Below are 23,687 nucleotides of genomic sequence, written 5' to 3'. Positions count from 1 at the left end.
AGTACCTCCGTACTGCTCTTTTTGTTTTTATTGTCACCCTTTCAAATCATCTTCATATGTTGTATATAGATATCTCCTTTTGGATTGTCAATGATGCCTCTTTCAAGTCCCAATGTACGCCTTACAAAGAGCACTTTTGACAAGTGCTCTTTGTACTTTGTAATACACTCAATCTATAATAAAGTAATTTTAATGTATGAATAATTTACAGCTGCCTTATTGTATGAATTGTAACTATTTGCACACACTATAATTGGAAAGCTTGAATCATTGTCATTAAAAAATGTTCAGCACTTCCGCTCCTTAAGAGAACAGTCTACGCAACTGTTCTCTTTACCTTTTTTACAAAAAAACAGGACAAGCACAGTTAACTACGCTACGATTAATTGTATTGAAACATTCTCAACGTTTCCTCAACAATTTCTCAATATTTTTCAAGGACAATAGCACACTTCCTCAACGTTAATAATATCTTAATATTAAATACTGCAAGGAGGCGCTAGAAAATGACTTGGTTCATTATTTTAGGATTTATGCTTATTTTAAGTATAGGCGGCTTTCACCCACATAGTATTCATATCATTTTCAAAATAGATTCAGATACAAAAGCTGTGCCAAATTGGTCTTTCGTTAATAAAATAAACTTTCAAACATTTAAAGAGTTGTTAAAAAAACCAAACAGGAATAAACTCAAAAGCCTTACCATAGGAGAGCTGTTTATCCCTTTAAGTCTATTCAATAAATTATTTGGCAAAACATTAATTTTTCTAATCCTATTCTTCTATTCTCAATTCTTAAACTAAATATAATATGAGATGAGTAAAAGAATAGCAGTCGCCGACCATAACAAACAACAGACCGCCTATTACAGACGGTCTGTTTTAAAACAAATTGACTACCGAAACAGATTTGTTTCGGACTATTCTCGTTACTATAATTGTACGTAGAATGATAGACTAGAACTTCCACTTAGTCTTGTTCTGTAATTTCTTCTCTTTTTGAAGGAAGGCCTTTAACTTTTTTAAATAATCAATTTCCATACGTAAACATTCATTTTCATCTTTTAATGTCTCTATAACCCCTTCAATAGTTGCATTATTTAACTTTGATCTTATCTTTTCCATAGCTGGATCCCCTTTCTTCTTTTTATATAGGAATTCCACGCCTTTTAAATCATATATTTCCCTTCACCTACGAACTATTGCAATAAATTCTTTAACACAAAAAATCCATTTATTTCATTTGTTTGTATTTTATTTCTCAGAATTTGAGATATATCTTTTGAAAAATCCCCTGTATTCCTTCTATATTTATCTCTCCTAAATAAATCGTAATACATATTATACCCAACAAATTTGTAAGCTTTAATCTTATTTTTAACAAAGCATTCTTAATTTTAAATAGACATAGCACTTCATACTGTCAACTCCCCCTATATTTATAAATACGAATCATCTAATTTATTTGACATTCCAATGAATTATGACAGGAAAATATATACATTAAATTAAACCTAATGTATCTTTGGTTTGTAAGTCGTAGTTAGTTGGCCAACTTTCAATACAATTTAATAATTAAGAATAAGGGGGATTTAAAAATGAATCAAGTATTAAGGAAAAATAAGAAAAAAATGATGTATCTAGTCGGTTTACTTCTAATTTCTCTATCAATGTTTTCAACTACAAGTTTTGCAGCTACAGAAGGTGCTGTAAAAAGTGTTACAAATAGTAGTTATACTGGAATTGCAGCTGATATAAATCTACCAAAATAATTTGTTGTTAAGAATGGATATGTGAATTGGTATTTAGGTATTGGAGCATCTAAAGTTGAAGGTGGTATTTCAAAAACACCAAGTGGATATAAAGTATTTCTTAATTCAGGATATAATGAATCAGATCAAAACAATAAGTATTGGAACACACAATATGATACATCAATTAAAGATGGTGATCGAATAAACCTTAAAATAATTAATAACGTCAATGGTACGGTTACTATGTATATAAATGGAATCCCTAGATTTGCAAATCAGCCTGTATATGGCTCATTTTCTCAATACGAACCAGTAAAAATGGTTCAGGGCGTTGATGATACTGGACGTAATTCTTTTAGCCAAGCTAGCTTTTCAAACGTACTTCTAAGAGCAGATACATCTGAGGCTACCACAAAAGTAGGAACGGTTCAATTTCTTTCTCATTTTCTAAACACGGTACTTATGGTAACAGTTTCACAATTTATTCTCAAGTACCATTAAGCACAAGTTTACACTAAGATTGTTCTTGTATTCGGATGTTTTTGTAAAAAAAGGTAGCTGCACTTTTGTACAGCTACCTTTTTTCATATGGTGAATTTTTTAATAGATATTCTATCAGCCATAAGTTACGTTCTTCATATTTTAGCTTCTTTTGATTCAATAGTACTTGATCGACATGTCTTATTCCTCTACTTAACGTATCGAGATTCAGCTTATAGCAACTACAACACGCTTTATTATTAATAATACTACTCTTCTTATTTTAACTTTAATTCCATTGCATTGATTTTTTAATAATAAATATACAACTTAGTAATGATAATAGATATACAATAAGAATAATATACAACTGTTTTGGTTCAATGCTATCGATATATAGACTCATAATTGGATATGACCAAGGAAATAGTATCCAATAGTTTGTATGAGAGATAAAAAAGCTACCCAACCCGCCTATAACCCCTACTAATAATGAAAGTAACGGGATTTTATAAAATATTATATTTATTAAAAAATGTAGATTCACAATAGTTAAAGAGCTAATCACCATAAAAAGTATAGAAAAAATTAATCTTTGATAAACAGTCCCAAGATTATCAACCGTTAATACAATAGGTATACTAGTTATAACTAAAGCACATATTAAATAACCAAAAGTAATTATTAAGCAAAACAAAAACTTATTACTTAATATAGTTTTTAAAGTGATTCCATGATAAATAGCAGACATATATCCTTTTCTTCTGAATTCGTTTACAAAAGAAAATGACACTAATAGACCTATCGCAATTGGTAAAAATAATCTACAAAAAAGACTTAGAATCGCTATATGCATGTCAACGCCATCTTTTACTTGAGACAATACAGTTAAAAAAACTTGAAAACTTATTGGTATCAACAAAAATACTAGTAACAGGATATACAATCCATTATGAAGACTTTTTTTATATTCACCTAAAATACCCAATTATTTCACCCTTTATTATTCATATGTATAATATTTAAAATTCACAGTCAATAACATAATTCCCAAAATATATATTGAAGAACTTGCAAGATATAATAAAATAGTCGTTTCTTTAATCATTACATCACTTACTATATTCAATGCATAAAATATTGGAAATGTCTTTGTAAATATTAAAGGGAATAATCCATATGTTACGATGAAAAAAATCCAAATAACTGACAAGGATGCTGCAAAAATTCCCTTTTTTATAATTAAATGAAAAAGTAATTGAGAATATGGTATTACTAAAGATAGAATGGTACAAAGTATAAACATTCTTAAAAAATAATAAATGGGTATTTCATATCCATTTATAAAAATATAGATACCTACAACTGAAAAATTTAAAATATTAAAGATCAAATAGAACAGTATAAACAATAGATTTTTAGCTACCAATAACTTAAATTTTGAAATTGGATTTGTATAAATAATAGCCCAAGTACCATATTTATTTTCAGAAGAAATAATAAAATACCACATACAAGCAGAAAAAATGCTTAACGTTAGTGTATTAAAGTTTACTGTAATTGCTATAAGATTTGTAGCTTGAAACATATCAGGATTATTCTTGTTAAAAATAAAATAACTTATACACAAAAAGCTTGATAACAATGAAAAAAACAAAGAAAATAATAATAATTTTCTCCCACCAATTTTCCTCATCTCACTATTTACACTTTTAAAGATAAATTGCATTATTATAGTAACTCCTTTTGTTTAGTTAAAGATAAAAATACTTCCTCTAATGTCGGCTTTTTAGGGCTAACTTCAAAAATATCTATATCATTTTTAATTAATATTCTTGTTAAACTAGGAACACTATATTGATTTATTTTTATTTTGAATACCCCTTCTTTTTCTATGCTATAAGGTATACCCTCTGTATTTAAAACTCTTTCGGTGGTAGCAGTATCATTAACATGAACAATATATTCTCCAGAAGTAATAATACTGTTTAACTTCCCTTCATAGAGTAAGCTCCCCTTATGTAATAATGCTATGTGATCTGCTATCATTTCAATTTCAGCTAAATTATGACTAGAGATAAATATAGTCTTCCCCTCATTTTTTACTAAATGAAGTAACAAGCGTCTAATCTCATGTACTCCCTCTGGGTCTAATCCATTTGTCGGCTCGTCCAGAATTAGTATTTTAGGATTATTAAGAATAGCAAAGGAAATACCTAGCCTTTGTTTCATTCCTAAAGAAAAATCTTTCACTTTTTTATCCTTTGCTTTATATATTCCTGTAGTTTTTAATACTCTATCTATTTCTTCTAAAGGTTTATTAATCATTTTTTGTACATAAGCTAAATTTTCATATGCTGTTAAATTAGGATAATAGGTAGGTGAATCAATAAAACAACCCACATTTTCAAATAATTTTTCTTTCCATTCTTTGATATCTTTGTTATTAAATAATATCGTTCCTTTATCTAATGGAATTAATCCTAATAACATTCGCATTGTTGTAGTTTTCCCTGCACCATTGGGTCCAATAAAAGCATATAAACTTCCTTCAGGAACAGATAAGCTTAAATCTCTTACAATAGATTGATTGTCAAAAGACTTTGTTAAATTTTTAGTTTGAATTGCTAATTTCATTTTGTTCCTCACTTCCTCATTCCAAAATAAAAGTAGGTATTTAATAAATCCTCGACGTATTAGATACTCTATTTATCCTTTACCTAATGTTTGTAACTTGGATTTCGAAAATATTTCTCGTTGTTTTAATTTTTTATCAGTAAGCTCATAAACTCTATCTACACGCTCTAAAATACTTTCGTCATGAGTGATAATAATCTTAGTGGATGATAGGGAAAATATATTTTCAATAACAGTATTTGCCGTTTCTCTATCTAAATGGTTAGTTGGTTCATCTAAAATAAGAATCGGATATTCTTTCATGAACAGGCGTAACATTGCTAACCTTTGTCTTTGACCACCGGAGAAATTTGTTCCTCCCTCAGATATAAAAATATCAGTTACACTTTGAAATTGAATATAATTACTTAAATTCAATTTATCTATAGCATTCTGGATTTTTAAAGGATCATAATTTAAATCAAAGTAAGATAAATTCTCAAATAGACTTCCTCTAAATAGAACTCCATCCTGGGTCATTAGTCCTACCTTTTTTCTTAGTTCCTCACTGTTCCAATCTTTAATATCTCTATCGTCTATTAATATATTACCCTTATCGGGAGTATGTAATTTTAATAATAAGTTAGCCAAAGTGGATTTACCGCTGCCACTTTCTCCAACAATAGCAATACTTTCATTATTTTTAATGTTTAAACTTAAGTTTTCTATTATTTTTTTATCATCAAAACTAAACGAAATATTATCGAATTGAATTGATCCTCTAAGAATGTCTACTTCGGTATCCGATCTATTTTTTTCCAACTCTTCTTCCAAGATGTCTAAAGTTCTTAATAAAAGAGGTTTAACTGAATTCCAATTTAAAATTGATCCTATAATCGTTGAAACCGGAGAAAATATAATACTAGATATGGCAATAAAGAAGAAAATATTACTTAAATCCCCTTCCCCCTTACTAAAATTATAAAATCCTACAGCAAGCATTATGATAATAAATATTGTTGATAGGGAGCTATTAAATGATTCTAAAGCATTTTGTTTTAGCACTCTTTTCTGTACCGTATCTAGATATTTATTATAATCTTTTTTCCATACAGATTTAATTCTAGAAAAAATCCCCGTGGCCTTTACATAATACATCGCTTTTAATGATTCATTAATTTTCCCTCTATGTTCTCCTAGATAATACGTTTCGACTAAATTAGCATTATATATAAATTTTCCTAAGGAAATATTGATGAATAGGGAACTAGCAATAAAAAACATCAATATTAAAGTATAAAAAGTCTCAGTATATAATAGATAGATCAATAATGGAATGATAACTACTATTGATATAATCATTTCAATTAGATCTTCTAAAATATATCCTCGTATTGACTCTAGACTCATGATTCTTCCATTTAAATCCCCTGCGTGACGTGTAGTAATCTTTTCTATGGGGATATTAAACATATGCTCAAAAACTTTTGTTGTACTTTTTCTATCAATTTCTTTTTGAAATTTTACTTTTATAATTGAAGTTATAGATTTTATCCCTATAACAACTATTAAACTCCCCAAAATAATTAAAAGGTATTTTACATCCACTTCCTTTGAAGCATTCAAAATATCCATAAACTTTTTCAAAATAAAAGGGAAAGCAAAAATTGAGATTTGTGCTAACAATGCTAATAGTGCTAGTAAAATAATCTGACTAGGGGATACAAAATGATCTATATATCTAAGTAGTATATGTTTTTCACGCTTTTTAATATTTGGCTGTATATCTTCTTTGTTTTCTATTACTAAAATATAGTTACAAAACATCTCTTCAAAACTTCTTATATCGATTACCATTGGCCCTGCCTTAGGATCTACAATATAAAATTTCTTTTCTTTAACCCTTTCAATAATTACAAAATGATTAAAGCCCCAAAATGCTATCATCGGCTTTTGTATCCTTTGTAAATCAGTTATATTTTCTATCCTATATGCAGTTGCACAGAGTCCATACGATTCACTAACTTTTTTTATGTCCAACAAACTCCATGACGATTTTTTATTAATAATTTTACTGTTTCTAATTTCCGAAGCTTGTACTGCTAAACCGTAATAATGCATAATCATTGCTAGACAACTGGGCCCACAATCAAAAGATGTCATTTGCGGTATAAACTTAATTTTCTTTCTTAACATATTTATCACCTATTCTAGGCATTAAAGTATAAAATGCTATTTAGTTTATTATTCTCTAACCTTTGTAAAAAATACAAAATACTTCCTAAACCTGTAAATAATGAAATTTTATGAGGATTAAAATCTTCTATATCAAAATTATTCAAAAAGTTATTTGTTATTTTCATAACAATTTGTTTTTCATTTCGCTCTAGCATACCTCTATTTTCTAACTCCAATAAAAAGTCTAATTTCCCCATTAAACCATGACATAAACAATAATCACTGTTTTCATGTAATGTACTTAAAATTTGATTTTTAAAAAAGATTAAATCTGATTGTATATCTTCATTTTGATATGATTCTAAAATTTTAATTCTTGATATTCCCATTCCACTAAACCCTTTACACCAGCTATCTGTATACTCATATTTACTCGTACTCATTTTCTCACTTTTATGTATACCATGTATTACTCTATCGTACTTATTGGTTTTTAATATGTCCTTTAACTTATAAAATGCGAGAAGTTGACCTGATAATCCATGAACAAATCCCTTTAATGAATCTTCTAAATTTAGAGTATCGTGAGCTTTCCAATATACAAATTCATTATGTGTTTGCATATTATTGACAATGTAGTCGCCGAGATTTTCAGCCACTTCAAGCAATATTTTATACTTAGGATTAACTTGATAGAACTTAACTGCAGTTAAAACTAGACCAGCTGAACCACCTAATATATCAAAATGCTTATCGTTATATTCACCTTTTTCGATATCAGAGTTGATATTCATAAATATTTGCAATATCACCTTTTCATTGAGAGAGGTTATATGCGGTAAATTTGTTAAATAGTAAGAAACAATAGCATTAACACCATTTACAAAACCATAATTATTTTTATTTTTGGTTAGAATTTCTAACAAGGCTTTTTGTTCGAGTTTATTTATAAATTCAATGTAATTAGGATCAGCATTATTTCTCAATAATGAACTTATTCCCAATAATCCATCATATATTCCATTATTCAAATGGTTTATCTCGAGCTCCCCTTGCCAATTTGTTTTTAGTCCAATAAAATCTAGATCACCGCCTTTTGATATATAGCTACCATCCAGAATTTTCCCTGTAATTGCTTCCTTTATTTTATTTGTAGGTAATTTAGTCTGAAAATTAATTGTTTCCTTTACTGTATTCAGCTTATTTAGATTATCATTTTGATTGGAAAGGGATATTTCTATAATTTTTCTTTGTAATAAAAAGTCAGCATATGAAATTTTTTCGAATTTCATTTCTAAATCTATTTCATTACTTGATAAACTCTCGCAAGCCCCCCATTCATACTTATTAAAGAAATATGGAACATCATAGGATAATAGTGCCTCTATCTCTTTTTGAATAATATCTTTCCTAGTAGCCAAGTATGTGTTTTTTTCGAGAATATTCCGTAAATATTTTATAGTCTTTAATTTATTCTCTAATAAATCCGGAACATTTAGTCTATCTAATAAAAGAGTATAGACTTTTGTATTTCGATATACTTTTCGATAATTCCATTTAGAAATACTGTTTTTTAAAATATACATATATTCCTCTTTATTTTTTAAAACTGAATTATATGCATCTTCAAAACCTTTAATAATATCATTAATATAATTATCATACTCGTATATATCATTGTTAAAAAACGGTAAATTCTGAACCGTATCTTCTACTATTGTCTCTTCTCTTATTTCAATTGGATTGGATGTAAATTCATTTTTTATTTTAATTGTTTTTACCAAAGTCTTCATTACTCTCCCAATTGCACTGTAATCCCTTATTACCTCTCTACCTCCACTAAACCTTATAGGTAGCATTCTAGAATTTAATACTGAATTAGATAATATAAAACTACTGTTTTCTTCAGCGATACTTGGATTTAATGTACTTCCTAATGTCTCAAAATCAATTATGACTGGTGAGGATCCTTGAGCTATAATATTTTCATTATGTATGTCACTTCCATTAATCAGATATATTACAGAAAGCACGACACCTAAATTATAATAATAGTCTTTAATTTGCTCATTAGATTCACATGATTCATGATTAATAAATTCCATATATCCATAATTTTTTTTATTAACTACTTGTGGAATAAAGATATCTGTATTTAAGTCCTTATTCAGTTGATTAATTAAACTGTGATATAAAATAGAATTTTTCAAATCAACTGGTTTTAAAATTACCTTATGATTAAATTTATCTTCTAAAAGGATTGTTCGCTTTCCATTATTATGATAGTCACCTAGGTTAATAACTTTTTCCAGATGCATAATATTAAAACCCGACATTTTATGAATTTCTTTTTGATCTTTTTTAAGAGCTCCTTGTAACCACATCAAATAATTTATTTCATTTTCAATTATTGTAAAAATTTTTTCATTTAGTAAAGGTAACATTTTAAAGAAATTCACATGAATTTTTTTAAAATGAAAGAAATTCCTCGTAAAATACTTATATTCTTCATTGATATCCATTCCTATTAAAGCTTTTTCTACTCTAAGTTTATTTATGTATACAATTAAGGATGGTCTTAATACTTGATATAATCTTTTTTCTAAATCTAACATTATCGATTCAGAAATCCTCTCAACATTACCCAAAAAATCAATTTTATTTATTATCATATTTTTAAAGAATGCTACATATGTTTGTATAATTTTTTGAAAGTTATAGTTTTCATCATTCTTAATAACATCGTTACATGAAAAATCCTCTAAAAAGATAATAAAATTTTTTTCTAGGTCTTCTTTTGTTACTAAAGAGGACACATTATCTATTGTATTTAAAATTCCACGTGAATTATTTTTCATAATAACCTCTTCTTTTTATAGGTAGGAGAAATAGTTAGAAATTCATTATCATTAAAGAGAGTAAGGCCTTTTGCCTTACTCTCTTTAACTATTAGTAGCATCTTTTACAAGTCCAGATTCCATTAATTGGTACGCATATTTGAGGTGTCACTCTTGGACAATCTTTAGTTAAAGTTTCAATATAACCAGGTCCTATACCACCAACTAATTGTTCAAGCTCTTCATCTTCTACAACTTGTAAATATTTTTCATTCTCCATTCCAATACCTACCTTCTTATTTTTTGAAAATGTTGTTATAAATTCAATAATCTACCACAACATTGTCTGAAAATAATATACCATTAAATGTTAATAAAAAAAAGACATATTTACAAAAAAATAAAATAATAGGATATCTAACTATATTGATATAATAAAAAGAAACGTGCTTATTATAGCGTTAAAATTTTAACCCTATTTTCTTAACTGATATTTTTTTATTTTATAAATTTGTTATAATCGATGCTGATTATTAATTTAAATAATTCTTCTAAGACCTAAATAACGATTAAGAATTGTAATTACACTTATGAAAAAAATTAGATTTATAGAATATAATTATAAAGAATATTTTACCATAAAAGGAGATAATGAACTCCTTTACTTTAATTGTATAAGATCTCACCAAAAAATTTCAATTATAAAATAACTTTAATATGTTTAATTTCTCTTACAAAATCCCCCCTGCCTAAAAGGCTTTGTCAGGATCTAGTATCAAGCTTGAATTGCAAAAAGCTTGTCAAAAATAAAAAGATGAAATTGTAAGTATGTTCACTTCTCAATTCCATCTCTTTTAAAAATTGTATATCATCAATTCTCTTGTTCCTCGCTATTCTACCAAATTAATAGCAATACATTATGTAGATATAGGTTTATACTATTCTACATTTAAATACATATAATATTGCCTATACTTTGTTATTTTCATGTGAAACTAATTCACTATATATCTCTTTCTCTATATTTTTCAAGAGAATTTCCAACCTATTTTTTGTAGCTAGATTAAAATGTGGATTTAATTCTTTTATTATAAATTCAAGTATCTCAAAGCTTATGTAATCTCCTAATTCAAGTGAATATTGATCACCCAAGAAAGTTTTTAATTTTTTAGAGATCTCCACTTTATCTTTTTTGGTAATATTTACCCCATCCGATAACAAACCTCTCTTAGATTAGTCTTAAATACTAATTCAAACAGTTTTTATAGCATAATAAAAATATTTTGGAATTAACATAAATCATATAATGAAATTTTTAAAAATAAATAAAAAATATACATCATAATCACTAAACAATATATTATGCATCATAAACATATATTGGCTCGTCATAAAGGCGTAAACATTTTGACCAATTTCCACATAACGTTTCCCATTCACCAGCAGGATATACTTCCGTACGCAATATATGAAGTGGTATACGTAAATTCAATAACCGACCACTAAGCGTCGTACGAGTAACTCCCGCTGGCATTAAAAACTTTGCTTCAATTACCTTTTTCAGTTCCATCAACGAGTATTCTGGATAACTCATCAATATTTCATTTGAATGAGGCCAGACCTCAGTATCATTTGAATGACGGCGTACCGTATACTCATGTTGATATAAGCCGACAATACGATGCCATATCTCTAAATGGGTAAATAAATCGCTATGTAAATCCCTTGCATATAAAAAATGTTCTTGTTTATTTGCTTCTGTAATTTTTGCAAGCAAACGTTTATTAGCAATACTCTTACCTGACCAAATTATTGTAGGTTCTTTCTTTAAATTATTTACCCATTCCCCCATTGGTAATAAATGATTCCAAGCACGAATTTTTATTTTTTCATCAGGTACTACCTGTACAGCAACGCGTTTACAACCTAATGCCATCATAGCCTTCATACGATGGGCACCATCAAGTAACAGATAATTACCATCACTAAGCTCAGATACTAAGGGCGGATTTCGTAAAACACCTTCGCTTTCCATTACACGACAAATTTGTTCCAATCTTTTGTGTTCATATGATTCATGAAAGCGAATTTGCTTGGGATGTAAGAGATCTAAGGCCGAAATAATTTCACTCATAAAAACAGCTCCTCAAATAATTACATAAATTCTAAGCTTATCAAATAACTAATTTTCTATAATGATTAGTCGTGTTTACCGATATTTAGAAGCTATTAAACAATTATTTCAAACTGCGTTTTAATAATTTTACTAGTCTTCTAATAAAACACCAATTTCATTTTCCCTAGCCCTTTGATAGTAATAAGCAGCAATGGCTACATCAAATATGGCCATACCCATTGGATTAAATAATATTGCTTTGTCATAAGGGAAATTTTGCAGTGCTCCTCGGATTACAACGTCAGCAATTGATATTGTATCTTCTTTTTGTAAACCTCTTTCAAGGTGCATCCTTTCAACATCAGTTTTTTCACGACAGACTTCTTCCCAATTATCAACAACTAGGGATTTTGTATATTCTAAGATATCAGGCTTAAAATCACGAAGAGAAACATTGAGTAGTAGTGCTCCATCTTTTGGTTTCTTATCGATATAACCTTCTGCAGAAACAGTACAAGTAATAAAAATATCAGCATCATTATAGGCTTCTTCATATGCATTAACCTTTTGAGTTTTAGAATAAATTTCCTCAGGAATTAATTCGTCTTTAATTCCATTGATATCATATAAGTAAACACTTTCGATTTTATCGCCTAATAGGGCAGTTACCATCTTTAAATGCATCTGACCAATAGGTCCAAATCCAATAATTCCAACCTTAATATTATTTAAATCTCTTAACTTGGCAAACTCTCGAATCATTAACCCTGTAACAGAAGCTGTTCGTATTACACTAACCATTGCTGTATTAAGTGTCGCAAATGGTTTCCCAGTCATAGCATCATTTAATATAGTAACTGAATGTGCACGTTGAATACCTTTCTCAATATTCTTTGGAAAACTAGCTATCCATTTGATTCCTGAAACCTTAAATTCCCCTCCAATATAAGCTGGCATAGCAATAATTCTATTAGCCGGATCATCGAAACGTAAGTATGGCTTAATTGGCTGAGAAAAATCTTCTGAATCAAGACTTTGTACTGCCTTTGAAATGACATTTATTGTTTCTTCCCAATTAACACCCATTTCATTGATATGTTTAGTATTTAAATACATCATAATTGCTTCCTCATTTCTATATCATTTTTATAAAGAAACTAACTGGTCTTCTACTGATTTTTGTGTATTAAGCCATTCTACCCATTCTACGTTGTAAATAGTAGATGTGTAAGCTTGACCATTATCAGGACATAAGAAAACAACATTAGGAGTATTTTGAACATCCCTATTTTCAAAATATTTTTGGATTGCATAATAAGAAGTCCCTGATGATCCACCGGCAAATATTGCATGTCTATTAAATAGCTCATAGCAACCTGCAACAGTATGAACCTCCGGTACAATAATTACATCATCAATCAAAGCTTTTTTAACCATACCAGGTATCATACTGGCACCAATTCCTGGTATATATCGTTTACGAGGCTTATCACCAAAGATAATGGATCCTTGACTATCTACCGCAATAATTTTAATATTAGGGAATTTTTCTTTTAATCGTGTAGATACCCCAGCGATCGTCCCTCCAGTACTCACTCCAATGAAGGCATAATCTAGCTGCTTAAAATCATTAGATATTTCTCCACCAATTCCTTGATAATGAGCTTCAAAGTTATCAGCATTATTATATTGATTTGTCCAGTATGCATTAGGAATAGTATTTAAAAGTTCTTTCACCTTATTTAAACGCGTTAATAAATAGCCACCTGTTTCATCTCGTTCATCCACTTTAGCTACTTGATAGGAAGTTGCTCTCAAAAAATTCTCATAACTATCATTAATATTTGGATCAATAACTGGTATGAATTTCAGACCAATATACCTACAAAGAGTAGCAAGAGCAACCGCAAAGTTACCAGATGAAGATTCGATAATCGTAGAATTTTCAGTCACTTCACCGCGACTTATTGCTGATTTTAAAATATGGTAAGCAGCACGTACTTTAACACTATTCATTAGATTGTAATATTCTAGTTTTGCATACAGATTAATCTTTTCATGCTCTAATTTAATCATAGGTGTGTTGCCGATTACCCTTTCTAAACTCTCTAATTTCTTGAGCATAATTTGCTTCCTTTCTTGATTAAAATCTAAAAAAATTAATTAAACATTTACAAATTCAAATATAAATCACTTTTAAATAACTTATATTCAGGTTTACTTTAAATGCCCTTTCGAATGTAGCTCAAATAGAACTTATAGCTGAAAGACAATAAACGCTAGATTCTTTAGTAGCGGTAAGCTAAGCACCATTCAAGTACTGCCATAGCACTATTTAGCTTGTTTTCGGCTTGGGTAAATACAATACTTTTCGGTCCATCAATAACTGTTGCTGCTACTTCTTCACCCCGGTGTGCTGGGAGGTCATGCATAAAAGTAGCTTCCTGATATAAAGTCAAAATTTCCTCTGTCACTGCAAATGGATTAAATGCATCTTTCCATAAAGGATCTATTTTGCTTGTCCCTGTTGTTTGCCACCTTGTTGTATATACAACATCCACTTCACTAGGTAACATTTTTATATCATGACATTCAATAACTTTAGCACCAGAAAATCGTGCATATTCTTTTGATTTTTCAAGTACACTTGGGGACACTCCATAACCAGCAGGTGTAAAAAGATATAACTCTGTACCTGGAAAACGAGATAAAGAAAGAGCTAGAGCTGCTGCACTGTTATTACCTTCTCCCATATATAAAACCCGTAATCCAGCTATCTCACCAAATTTTTGTTTCATTGTTGTTAAGTCTGTTAGTGCTTGTGTTGGATGTTCTTCCGCACTCATCGCATTAATGACTGCCATACGACTTTGAGATGCCAGTTTTTCCATTTCCTTTTGACTATCTGCAGTTCTTGCTACTAGTCCATCCAGCATTCGCGAAAGTACTTGAGTAGTGTCTTCTATAGACTCCCCTGTATTTTCTTGCAAATCATTTGGACCATACGATACAATTTGTGCACCCATCTTTAATGCTGCAACAGAAAATGCCGATCGAGTTCTAGTCGATGTTTTACGGAAGTAAATCCCAATTATATTTCCAGCTAATATTTGATTAGGTTGCGATTTACCTGTGGCAAACTCTACCCCACGAGTTACAATTTGATTAATATCACTATCAGTAAGATCCTCAAGAGTAATTAAATGTTTTCGAATAGCCATTATCATATTACCTCCCTTTTGAATAAGTGCATGTAACAAAAATGTATTTACATATATATGTAAATAAAAACTATTAAAACAGCTAAGGTAAAAAATAATAGATTGCAAATATAATTCATGTGGATCCATTACCACACTTTTCTATATTTGTTTTTAAACTAATGTATAGCAGTTGACATATAGCCTATATGAACTCGAATGCTATTTTTACTCATACATACTTAAATATAATTCTATTGTTAGTCTATATTCTTATTTTTTATGATATAGCTCTGCTGAATATATTACACACTACAACGCTAAAAATATACTCAAAATACTGAATTTTCAGCTTTCTCAATTCTTTTATCAATTTTCTGTCAATTCATACTTGTATTCTCTTTTTTACTAATAATATACATACAATGTTGGCCGTTTCTTTTATAGCCCCATCTCTAAAAAACCCACCCATTCAAAAGTATCGTTTTCCAGATTGTCAGTTAAGATGCAAATTACTGCTGCAGTTATTAAAGAGCCCTCTTTAAAAGAGATATACTCCTTCTACTGGCTCGCTATTAGTAGTTATGATAATCTCTTAATTGTTACAGCTACAACGTTAACAATTGTTATTGCAACCATTGATCTAAGTAAACAAACAATGAATGACATACTAATATATACACAAAGTAATCTATTAAGCGTAAAATGATTGCATATCCAGCAAGTTTAATTACTTATTCAGATGTTTACTTTTAGAATTTTCAAAATTAAATTCCCGAAAATTTTCTTTCCTTAGGGAAATATCGATCATTTTAAACTATGTAAGAATGCTTATCTTCTATAAAGTAATTACACAAATCAACAAAATCAATTTCAATTATTGATTCTGGAAAACTATCTAAAGAAGCACAACAAGAAAGCTTATAATCTTTACCAATAGTAAACTTTTTATAATAAACCTCATTAGATAGCATGTCACCATAAAATATTGTATTTTTATTAATAACAAAAGAGTTTAAAGGTATAGTTAGTCCTTTCCCTATCCATTTAACAAAACTTTCTTTTATAGTCCATAATTCATAAAAAACATCTAATTGTTGTTCTACATTTAATGAATTTAAATAATTAAATTCTTCCTCAGTAAAAATATTTTTAATCATTATAGTATCTATGGACCGGACTTTTTCTACATCTATTCCTACTTCTTCCTCATGAATAGCTCCAACAACCCAACTTTCGGAATGTGATATATTAAAATGAAAATTATTTAACTCATCAACATAAGGCTTTCCGTATTCATTGTATTTATATTTAATATCTTTATTTTCTTTTGAGAAATTTGTAGTAATTAAATATCTTATTATAATATCTCCAATTAAGGCGCTATATTGGTCGGGCTTTCTTTTATATTTCTGTATTTTCATCTGCTTTTCTTTTGAGACCAAACGCATAAGTTTCTGCATAATATTATGTTCTATATTTCCTGGCACACGTACCTTATATATATTCATTATTTCCTTCCCACCTAACATCTTATATAAATTTAAAAACTCTCAATGAACAATTCTTATTTATTTTTGATAGTAACAAACATTTTCAGAGGATAATATTCTATTTCACATTCATATTTTCCAACCTCTTATGTTTATTATTGAATGGGCTCAAAGAAAAAAGTCTCATAATATGTTATACACGAATTTATGAGACTTTTAGAAAACTAATAGTGTACAATTTTAAATAATATTTCACTTATTTACATGTGCTAATAAGAGCATTTGTTTAAAATTCATTTTTATACTCTTTACCAATTCATGAATATGCGGTTTCTCTAACATACTCAGATGGGAACCTGGCACTTGCAAAGCGTATACTTCCCCTGATGTATATTCATTCCATCTGTTATAATCTACTAGTGGGTGAATGTCATTAATAGATGCATTAAATAGAAAGATATCTGCTTTTATTTTTTGTTTACAATTATATTTTAGGTATGCATATCTATTAGCTATCATTACTTTTAACTTATTCATCATTGGATCTTCAAAATTTTGCTGACAACTATTTTCATTCAATGTAAATTTTTTCAGTAAAGATTCTATTAATTGTTCTTCACTCATTTGCTCAAAACTATTTTTCTCAATCCCTAACTGATCATTGAATTTTTCCAATTCTTCAAATGCATTCCTAATATTTAAACTAAGAATCTCCTTACCTTGTTCAATAGGATGAACATCAAGTAAACCTAGAAAACTAACTTTATCACCTAGTTCTTCTAATTTTCTAGCCATTTCAAATGCAACTATTCCACCAAAAGACCATCCTAATAAGGTATATGGCCCTTCCTTTTTTACTTGTTTAATCTCTTCTATATATCTTACCGCCATTTCCTCTACAGATAAGTTTGGAAATCTACTATCATCATATCCTATAGATTGTAACCCATATACAGTCTTATCCTCTCCTAATTCTCTAGCCAAATCATAATAGTTTAATATACCCCCGCCTTGCCCATGAACAATGAACCATTGACTATCCTTGTTTGTTCCATTTTGAATTGGAATTAAACACTCACTGTCTATTCCTTTATTCCTACTTATTACATTACTTAATTGTTCAATAGTAGCCTTTTGAAATAATAAACTTAATGGCAGTTGCACATTAAACATTATCTTGATATTTTCGAATAACTTTAATCCCTTAAGAGAATGACCACCTAATTCAAAGAAATTATCATTTATACCAATATTATTTACGCCTAATATACTACTCCAAATATCAATTAAACTACTATCTATTTCATTTCTTGGTGGTACATAATTACTATTGCTCATTGTATTTAGCTTCGGTAACTTGCTTCTATCTATTTTCCCATTTTGTGTTAATGGTATATTGTGAATTGGTATGAGTTGTTGAGGTATCATATAATGTGGTAACTTTGTTGCTAAATATGCTCTTACCTCTGGAATACTAATATCTTTTTCAGTAACTACGTATGCACATAAATACTTTTCTCCAGCTTCATCTTCTTGATCTATTACTACGGTCGTTTTGATTGTCTCATATTTTAACAAACTCGCTTCTATCTCACCTAGTTCTATTCGATATCCCCTTACTTTCACTTGATGATCAACTCGGCCCAAGTATTCAATGTTACCATCAGGGAGCCACCTTGCTATATCTCCTGTTTTATATAGTTTCTCACCAGGTTCAAATGGATGATCAATAAATTTATCTGCTGTTAATTCTTTTCGATTGATGTATCCTCTAGCTAACCCTATGCCAGAAATACATATTTCTCCTGGAACACCTATAGGTTGTAGCCTGTAAAATGAATCCAATATATAAATTTTAGTATTTAACAATGGCGAACCTATCGGTACGTTTTGTGTTGTAATTTCTTTATCCGTCTCATATTGATAAGATGTACAACAGACTGTAGCCTCTGTAGGTCCGTATCCATTTAATATTTGGAGGTTCCCTCTAAATAGATGATCGTATTTTGCGAGTAATTCTGTTTTAATTGGTTCTACTCCTACAAGTAGCTTATTTAACACTATCTTCTGGTTATCTCTAACAAAATAATCATATATTTCATTTAATAAAGTAGGTGGAATATATGATAACGTGACCTGTTCCTCAAGAATGACTTGTACAAGTTTTGGTACATCAAACTTCTCACCTTGATAAATAGTCATTCTTGCGCCATATACCAATGGGACAAATATTTCAAATATGGTAACATCAAAAGAGATGCTACTAGAGAATAGAACGTTATCAGATATCCCTATATCTTGAGAGAAATCTTCATACATTGCACACACAAAATTCGTTAAGGATCGATGTTCAATCATTACGCCTTTAGGTTGTCCTGTAGAACCTGATGTATAAATAACATACGCTAAGTTGTGAGGTTCTATCATCATATGCATGTCTTCTCCTTGCTCTTCTTCAAAAGACATATCCATTAGATCTATTACACTACCTTGGAATTCTATCTCCTTTATAATAGAGTTTTGATGTACTAATACATGTGAACATCCACTGTCTATAAGCATATACTCCACTCTTTGTTTTGGTAAGTCAGTATCAATCGGTAAATACGCCCCACCTGCTTTTAAGACACCTAATATACCTATAACCATCTCGATAGAGCGTTCCATCATCACGCCAACAATGGATTCTCTTTTAACCCCTTGGTCTAATAACCTTCTCGCCAACCGATTAGCTTTTATATTTAACTCATTATATGTAATTCCTTTTTCATTACATACAACGGCTATTTGATTAGGGTTCCGTTTCACTTGTTCTTCAAACATTTTATGCACTAAAAAATGATTAGAATTTGAATTCTCTTTTTTGTTAAATTCATTCATTATACAATGTTCTTCTTCTACAGATAACATATTAATATTACGCAATCGTATTTTAGGGTTATTAGTTACTTCCTGAACTATATTTGTAAAATGTACCATTAACCTTTCTATTGTCTCCGCTTTAAATAACTTAGTACTATATTCTACTTTTAAATGAATGTTATTATCTATTTCCGTTGCTACTAATGACAAATCAAATTTTGAAACTGACTGTTTAAATTGATACGGTGTAAATTCTAATTCACCAATAGATATTGGATTCATATCCATATTTTGAAAAACAAACATGGTATCAAATAATGGATTTCTACTTGTATCCCTATGCAAGTCTAAATCTTCTAATAGTTCTTCAAAAGGATAGTCTTGATTTTCATAAGCTTCTAATGTATTGAGTTTTAATCTACTCAAAAACTCAATAAACTCATCGTCATTTTCTAGATAATTTCTCATTACCAAAGTATTAATAAACATACCAATCATATGATTAGTATCAGAATGAGACCTTCCAGCAATTGGTGAACCTACAATAATGTCTTCTTGACCTGTGTATCTAGATAAAAGTATGTTATAAATGGCCAATAAAATCATATATGGCGTGGTACCAGTTTCAGTTGCTAGCTTATTTACTTTAAAAGTTAAATCTGTTCCCAAATTAAAGGAACAAACCTTACCTTTAAAGCTTTGTATAGTCGGTCTTTGAAAATCGGTTGGGAAATTTAAAACCGGGAGTTCTCCTTTTAAAGTTGTTAACCAATAATTCTTTTGTTCACTAATTAGATTCTTATAGTAAGTTCCATTTTGCCACATCACATAGTCTTTGTACTGAACTCTCAATTTTGGAAGTTCATTTCCTTTATACAATTCTACAAACTCTTTTATTAATATCCCCATTGATAAACCATCAGAGATTATATGATGCATATCTACTACAAGGATATGTCTTTCTTCTGCTATCCTTAAAAGCAACACTCTTAATAATGGCGCTTTTGATAAATCAAATGGACTTATAAACTCATGTATTAAATAATCCGCATCTTTTTCATTTACATGAACGTATTTAATATTGAATTCTACATTAGGCTCAATTTTCTGCACTAATTCTCCATCTAAAATTTGAAAAGAAGTTCTTAATATTTCATGTCTTTGCATTAAAGATTGAAATATATTTTCAAACTTATCTTTACAAATATCCCCTTCTACTTTAAGTATTGTGGGCATGTTATAAGTTGTATTTGTACCATCTTCGAATTGATCTACTATAAACATTCTCTTTTGTGACGTAGAAGCTAAATAATACTCTTGTTGTTTTATAGGTTCTATGGAAATATAATTACTTTTTTCCATTTCTAATATACATTTTGAAAAATCAATCAAAACAGGAAATTTAAATAGGGTTTTAATAGATAATTGCACATCAAATTCTTTATTAACAATAGAAATTAACTTAGCAGCCTTTAATGAATGACCACCTATCTCAAAAAAGTTATCCTGTATTCCTACCCTTTGAATTCTTAAAACATCTTTCCAAATCTCAACTAATTTTCTTTCTGTAGAATTTGTCGGCTCTATATGACTAGATTTTAAATTATAAATAGGTTGAGGTAATTTTTTTCTATCTATTTTTCCGTTTTGTGTTAACGGTATGTTTTGAATGGGTATGATCTGTTGAGGTATCATATAATATGGTAACTTTGTTGCTAAATATGCTCTTACCTCTGGAATAGGAATATCTTTTTCGGTAACTACATACGCGCATAAATACTTTTCTCCACTTTCATCTTCTCGCTGTATTACTACGGCGGTTTTGATTGTCTCATATTTTAACAAACTTGCTTCTATCTCACCTAGTTCTATTCGATATCCCCTTATTTTCACTTGATGATCCACTCGTCCCAAGTATTCTATGTTACCATCAGGTAGCCATCTCGCTATATCTCCTGTTTTATATAATTTCTCACCAGGTTCAAACGGATGATCAATAAATTTATCTGCTGTTAATTCTTTTCGATTGATGTATCCCCTAGCTAACCCTATGCCAGAAATACATATTTCTCCTGGAACACCTATAGGTTGTAGCCTGTGAAATGAATCCAATATATAAATTTTAGTATTTAACAATGGCGAACCTATTGGTACGTTTTGTGTTGTAATTTCTTTATCCCTCTCATATTGATAAGATGTACAACAGACTGTAGCCTCTGTAGGTCCGTATAAATTTAATATTTGGAGGTTCCCCCTAAATAGATGATTGTATTTTGCGAGTAATTCTATTTTAATTGGTTCTACTCCCACGAAAAGTTTATTTATCGATATCTTCTGATTCGCCCTTACAAAATAATCATATATTTCATTTAATAAGGTAGGTGGAATATATGCTAACGTGACCTGTTCCTCAAGAATGACTTGTACAAGTTTTGGTACATCAAACTTCTCACCTTGATAAATAGTCATTCTTGCTCCATATACCAATGGGACAAATATTTCAAATATAGTAACATCGAAAGAAATACTACTTGAGAATAGTACATTATCAGTTATCCCTATATCTTGAGAGAAGTCCTCATACATTGCACACAAAAAATTAGTTAAGGAACGATGTTCAATCATTACCCCTTTGGGCTGGCCTGTAGAACCTGATGTATAAATAACATATGCCAAATTTTGAGGTTCCATCGTTATCTGCAAATCTTCTAATTGTTCTTCTTCAAAAGGAATATCCATTAGATTTATTACACTACCTTGAAATGCTACTCCCTTTATAATAGAGTTTTGATATGTTAGTACATGTGAACACCCGCTGTCTGTCAGCATATATTCCACTCTTTGTTTTGGTAACTCGGTATCAATCGGTAAATACGCCCCACCCGCTTTTAAGATACCTAATATGCCTACAATCATCTCAATAGAGCGTTCCATCATCACACCAACAATGGATTCTCTTTTAACTCCCTGGTCTAATAACCTTCTCGCCAACTGATTAGCTTTTATATTTAATTGTTTATATGTAATTTCTTTTCCATTACATACAATCGCTATTTGATTAGGATTCTGTTTTACCTGCTCTTCAAATAATTGAGGAGCTGTTACAGTCTCACAAAGTAATGTTTTATGAACTCTAGTCGTATGATTGAAATCAAATAATATTTGATTCTTTTCTGTTTTAGGCATTACATCTAGATCCATTGCAGATTTATTTGGATCTTTCATTAATATATCTAAAATATTATATAAATGATTAACTATTCTACTAACTAACCCTTCACTATATAAAGTAGAATTGTAATCCACTTGAACCTTTAACTGTTCTTCATTTTTCATAAACCTAATAACCATATCAGAGTTTATTTTATCTGTACTCTCATAACAATGAATATCATCTAACATTACTATTGTATTTAATAAGGGAAGATTATTACTCTCTCCATCTAGACTTAATAATTGAGTAAGTTTATTAAAAGGAAAATGACAATGTTCATTTGACTCTAAAATTGTTTCTTTAATTTTATATATTATTTCTTTAAAATTATCTTCTTGATTTATTTGAGTACGTAATAATAAAAAGTTGTTTTGAAAAACCGTCTCTTCTTGACCTTGTTTAAAAATTGGCATTCCAATTACTACATCATCCTTATCGGTATATCTACTTAAGAGATATTTCACGCCTGATAATAAAATAGTGTACAGTAACATATCAGAATTATTGCTAATTGCTACAGCTCTCTTCGCAATATCCGATGGGAATTGACAATAATAACTTTCTTTAGAAGCCTGAATATTATTTAAAGACAGACAATCACAAGGAAATCTACTTAACTCAACATCACCTGATAACTTGTCTAACCAATATTCTTTTTCTTTTTTAAATTTTTCACTAGATAATAAAACCTGCTGGGTAAATTTATCAAGCATTTTTTCTTCCCACCATTCTCTATGATATTGATACTAAATACTACATATTTAGTGGTTATGTTCCCCATAGACCTATCCGTTTTATCATGAGGGGGCACAATCATACTCGTCATTGGGATTTTTCTTCCTCAGTAATAAAACTCCCAATGACGACCAATTAGATTGCTACTTTAACGATAGAAGTTTCACATAAAGCATAGAAATGCACTTTTCTCTTACTCAGAT

The 23,687-nt window shown here is 29.5% G+C and carries 16 protein-coding genes and 1 pseudogene; 3 read left to right on the top strand and 14 right to left on the bottom strand.

Annotated features, from left to right (window positions below; translation table 11 throughout):
• Nucleotides 1-506: 506 nt before the first annotated feature.
• Nucleotides 507-803, top strand: a complete 297-nt coding sequence (locus tag MRP26_RS20230) for a hypothetical protein (protein WP_242806739.1) — start codon at nt 507-509, stop codon at nt 801-803.
• Nucleotides 804-956: 153 nt separating this feature from the next.
• Here the strand turns inward: MRP26_RS20230 and MRP26_RS20225 are convergent, their stop codons facing one another.
• Nucleotides 957-1,124 (bottom strand): hypothetical protein, encoded by a 168-nt coding sequence (locus tag MRP26_RS20225; RefSeq protein WP_162900608.1) that lies wholly within the window; start codon nt 1,122-1,124, stop codon nt 957-959.
• Nucleotides 1,125-1,597: 473 nt separating this feature from the next.
• Between MRP26_RS20225 and MRP26_RS20220 the strand changes: the two are divergent.
• Nucleotides 1,598-2,271: pseudogene (locus MRP26_RS20220) on the top strand (hypothetical protein).
• Between the two features lie 251 nt (nt 2,272-2,522).
• On the opposite strand, the gene MRP26_RS20215 reads toward MRP26_RS20220, so the two are convergent.
• From MRP26_RS20215 to MRP26_RS20165, 11 genes are all read right to left on the bottom strand, one after another.
• Nucleotides 2,523-3,221, bottom strand: coding sequence for an ABC-2 family transporter permease (locus tag MRP26_RS20215; RefSeq protein WP_000511804.1), 699 nt, complete (start codon nt 3,219-3,221; stop codon nt 2,523-2,525).
• Nucleotides 3,222-3,236: 15 nt separating this feature from the next.
• Entirely contained in the window at nt 3,237-3,962 is a 726-nt protein-coding gene (locus MRP26_RS20210; protein ID WP_001159639.1) for an ABC transporter permease, read from the bottom strand.
• 2 nt (nt 3,963-3,964) lie between these two features.
• Nucleotides 3,965-4,870, bottom strand: coding sequence for an ABC transporter ATP-binding protein (locus MRP26_RS20205; protein WP_242806737.1), 906 nt, complete (start codon nt 4,868-4,870; stop codon nt 3,965-3,967).
• A gap of 72 nt (nt 4,871-4,942) precedes the next feature.
• Nucleotides 4,943-7,045: a peptidase domain-containing ABC transporter gene (locus MRP26_RS20200; RefSeq protein WP_242806735.1), complete on the bottom strand. Its 2,103-nt coding sequence runs from the start codon at nt 7,043-7,045 to the stop codon at nt 4,943-4,945.
• Nucleotides 7,046-7,059: 14 nt separating this feature from the next.
• The gene (gene lanM, locus MRP26_RS20195; RefSeq protein WP_000794849.1) at nt 7,060-9,885 is read right to left on the bottom strand and encodes a type 2 lanthipeptide synthetase LanM; all 2,826 of its coding nucleotides are present in this window, start codon (nt 9,883-9,885) and stop codon (nt 7,060-7,062) included.
• A 91-nt stretch (nt 9,886-9,976) separates the two neighbouring features.
• A complete protein-coding gene (locus tag MRP26_RS20190; RefSeq protein ID WP_000426726.1) occupies nt 9,977-10,144 on the bottom strand; it encodes a type A2 lanthipeptide in 168 nt (55 codons plus the stop codon).
• A gap of 689 nt (nt 10,145-10,833) precedes the next feature.
• Nucleotides 10,834-11,085, bottom strand: coding sequence for a DUF2164 family protein (locus MRP26_RS20185; RefSeq protein ID WP_000947505.1), 252 nt, complete (start codon nt 11,083-11,085; stop codon nt 10,834-10,836).
• 139 nt (nt 11,086-11,224) lie between these two features.
• Nucleotides 11,225-11,998 carry a ParB N-terminal domain-containing protein gene (locus tag MRP26_RS20180; protein ID WP_088346273.1) on the bottom strand — a complete coding sequence of 258 codons (774 nt, stop codon included), beginning with the start codon at nt 11,996-11,998 and terminating at the stop codon, nt 11,225-11,227.
• A 132-nt stretch (nt 11,999-12,130) separates the two neighbouring features.
• Nucleotides 12,131-13,099 (bottom strand): 2,3-diaminopropionate biosynthesis protein SbnB, encoded by a 969-nt coding sequence (gene sbnB / locus MRP26_RS20175; protein ID WP_002164693.1) that lies wholly within the window; start codon nt 13,097-13,099, stop codon nt 12,131-12,133.
• 27 nt (nt 13,100-13,126) lie between these two features.
• Nucleotides 13,127-14,104 carry a 2,3-diaminopropionate biosynthesis protein SbnA gene (sbnA, locus tag MRP26_RS20170; RefSeq protein WP_000914216.1) on the bottom strand — a complete coding sequence of 326 codons (978 nt, stop codon included), beginning with the start codon at nt 14,102-14,104 and terminating at the stop codon, nt 13,127-13,129.
• A 164-nt stretch (nt 14,105-14,268) separates the two neighbouring features.
• Nucleotides 14,269-15,201, bottom strand: coding sequence for an ornithine carbamoyltransferase (locus MRP26_RS20165; protein ID WP_242806733.1), 933 nt, complete (start codon nt 15,199-15,201; stop codon nt 14,269-14,271).
• Between the two features lie 484 nt (nt 15,202-15,685).
• Between MRP26_RS20165 and MRP26_RS20160 the strand changes: the two genes are divergently transcribed.
• Nucleotides 15,686-15,889, top strand: a complete 204-nt coding sequence (locus tag MRP26_RS20160; protein WP_137049971.1) for a hypothetical protein — start codon at nt 15,686-15,688, stop codon at nt 15,887-15,889.
• Nucleotides 15,890-15,992: 103 nt separating this feature from the next.
• Here MRP26_RS20160 and MRP26_RS20155 read toward each other — a convergent pair whose 3' ends face one another.
• Together MRP26_RS20155 and MRP26_RS20150 are read right to left on the bottom strand one after the other, a co-directional pair.
• Nucleotides 15,993-16,691: a 4'-phosphopantetheinyl transferase family protein gene (locus tag MRP26_RS20155; protein WP_242806731.1), complete on the bottom strand. Its 699-nt coding sequence runs from the start codon at nt 16,689-16,691 to the stop codon at nt 15,993-15,995.
• A gap of 234 nt (nt 16,692-16,925) precedes the next feature.
• Nucleotides 16,926-23,462: an amino acid adenylation domain-containing protein gene (locus tag MRP26_RS20150; protein ID WP_242806721.1), complete on the bottom strand. Its 6,537-nt coding sequence runs from the start codon at nt 23,460-23,462 to the stop codon at nt 16,926-16,928.
• Nucleotides 23,463-23,687: the final 225 nt, after the last annotated feature.

This window comes from Bacillus sp. CCB-MMP212, assembly GCF_022748145.1.
In the GTDB taxonomy this organism is placed as follows: domain Bacteria; phylum Bacillota; class Bacilli; order Bacillales; family Bacillaceae_G; genus Bacillus_A; species Bacillus_A cereus.
The sequence above is the reverse complement of the archived record's forward strand: the minus strand, read 5'-3'. Positions and strand labels throughout refer to the sequence as shown.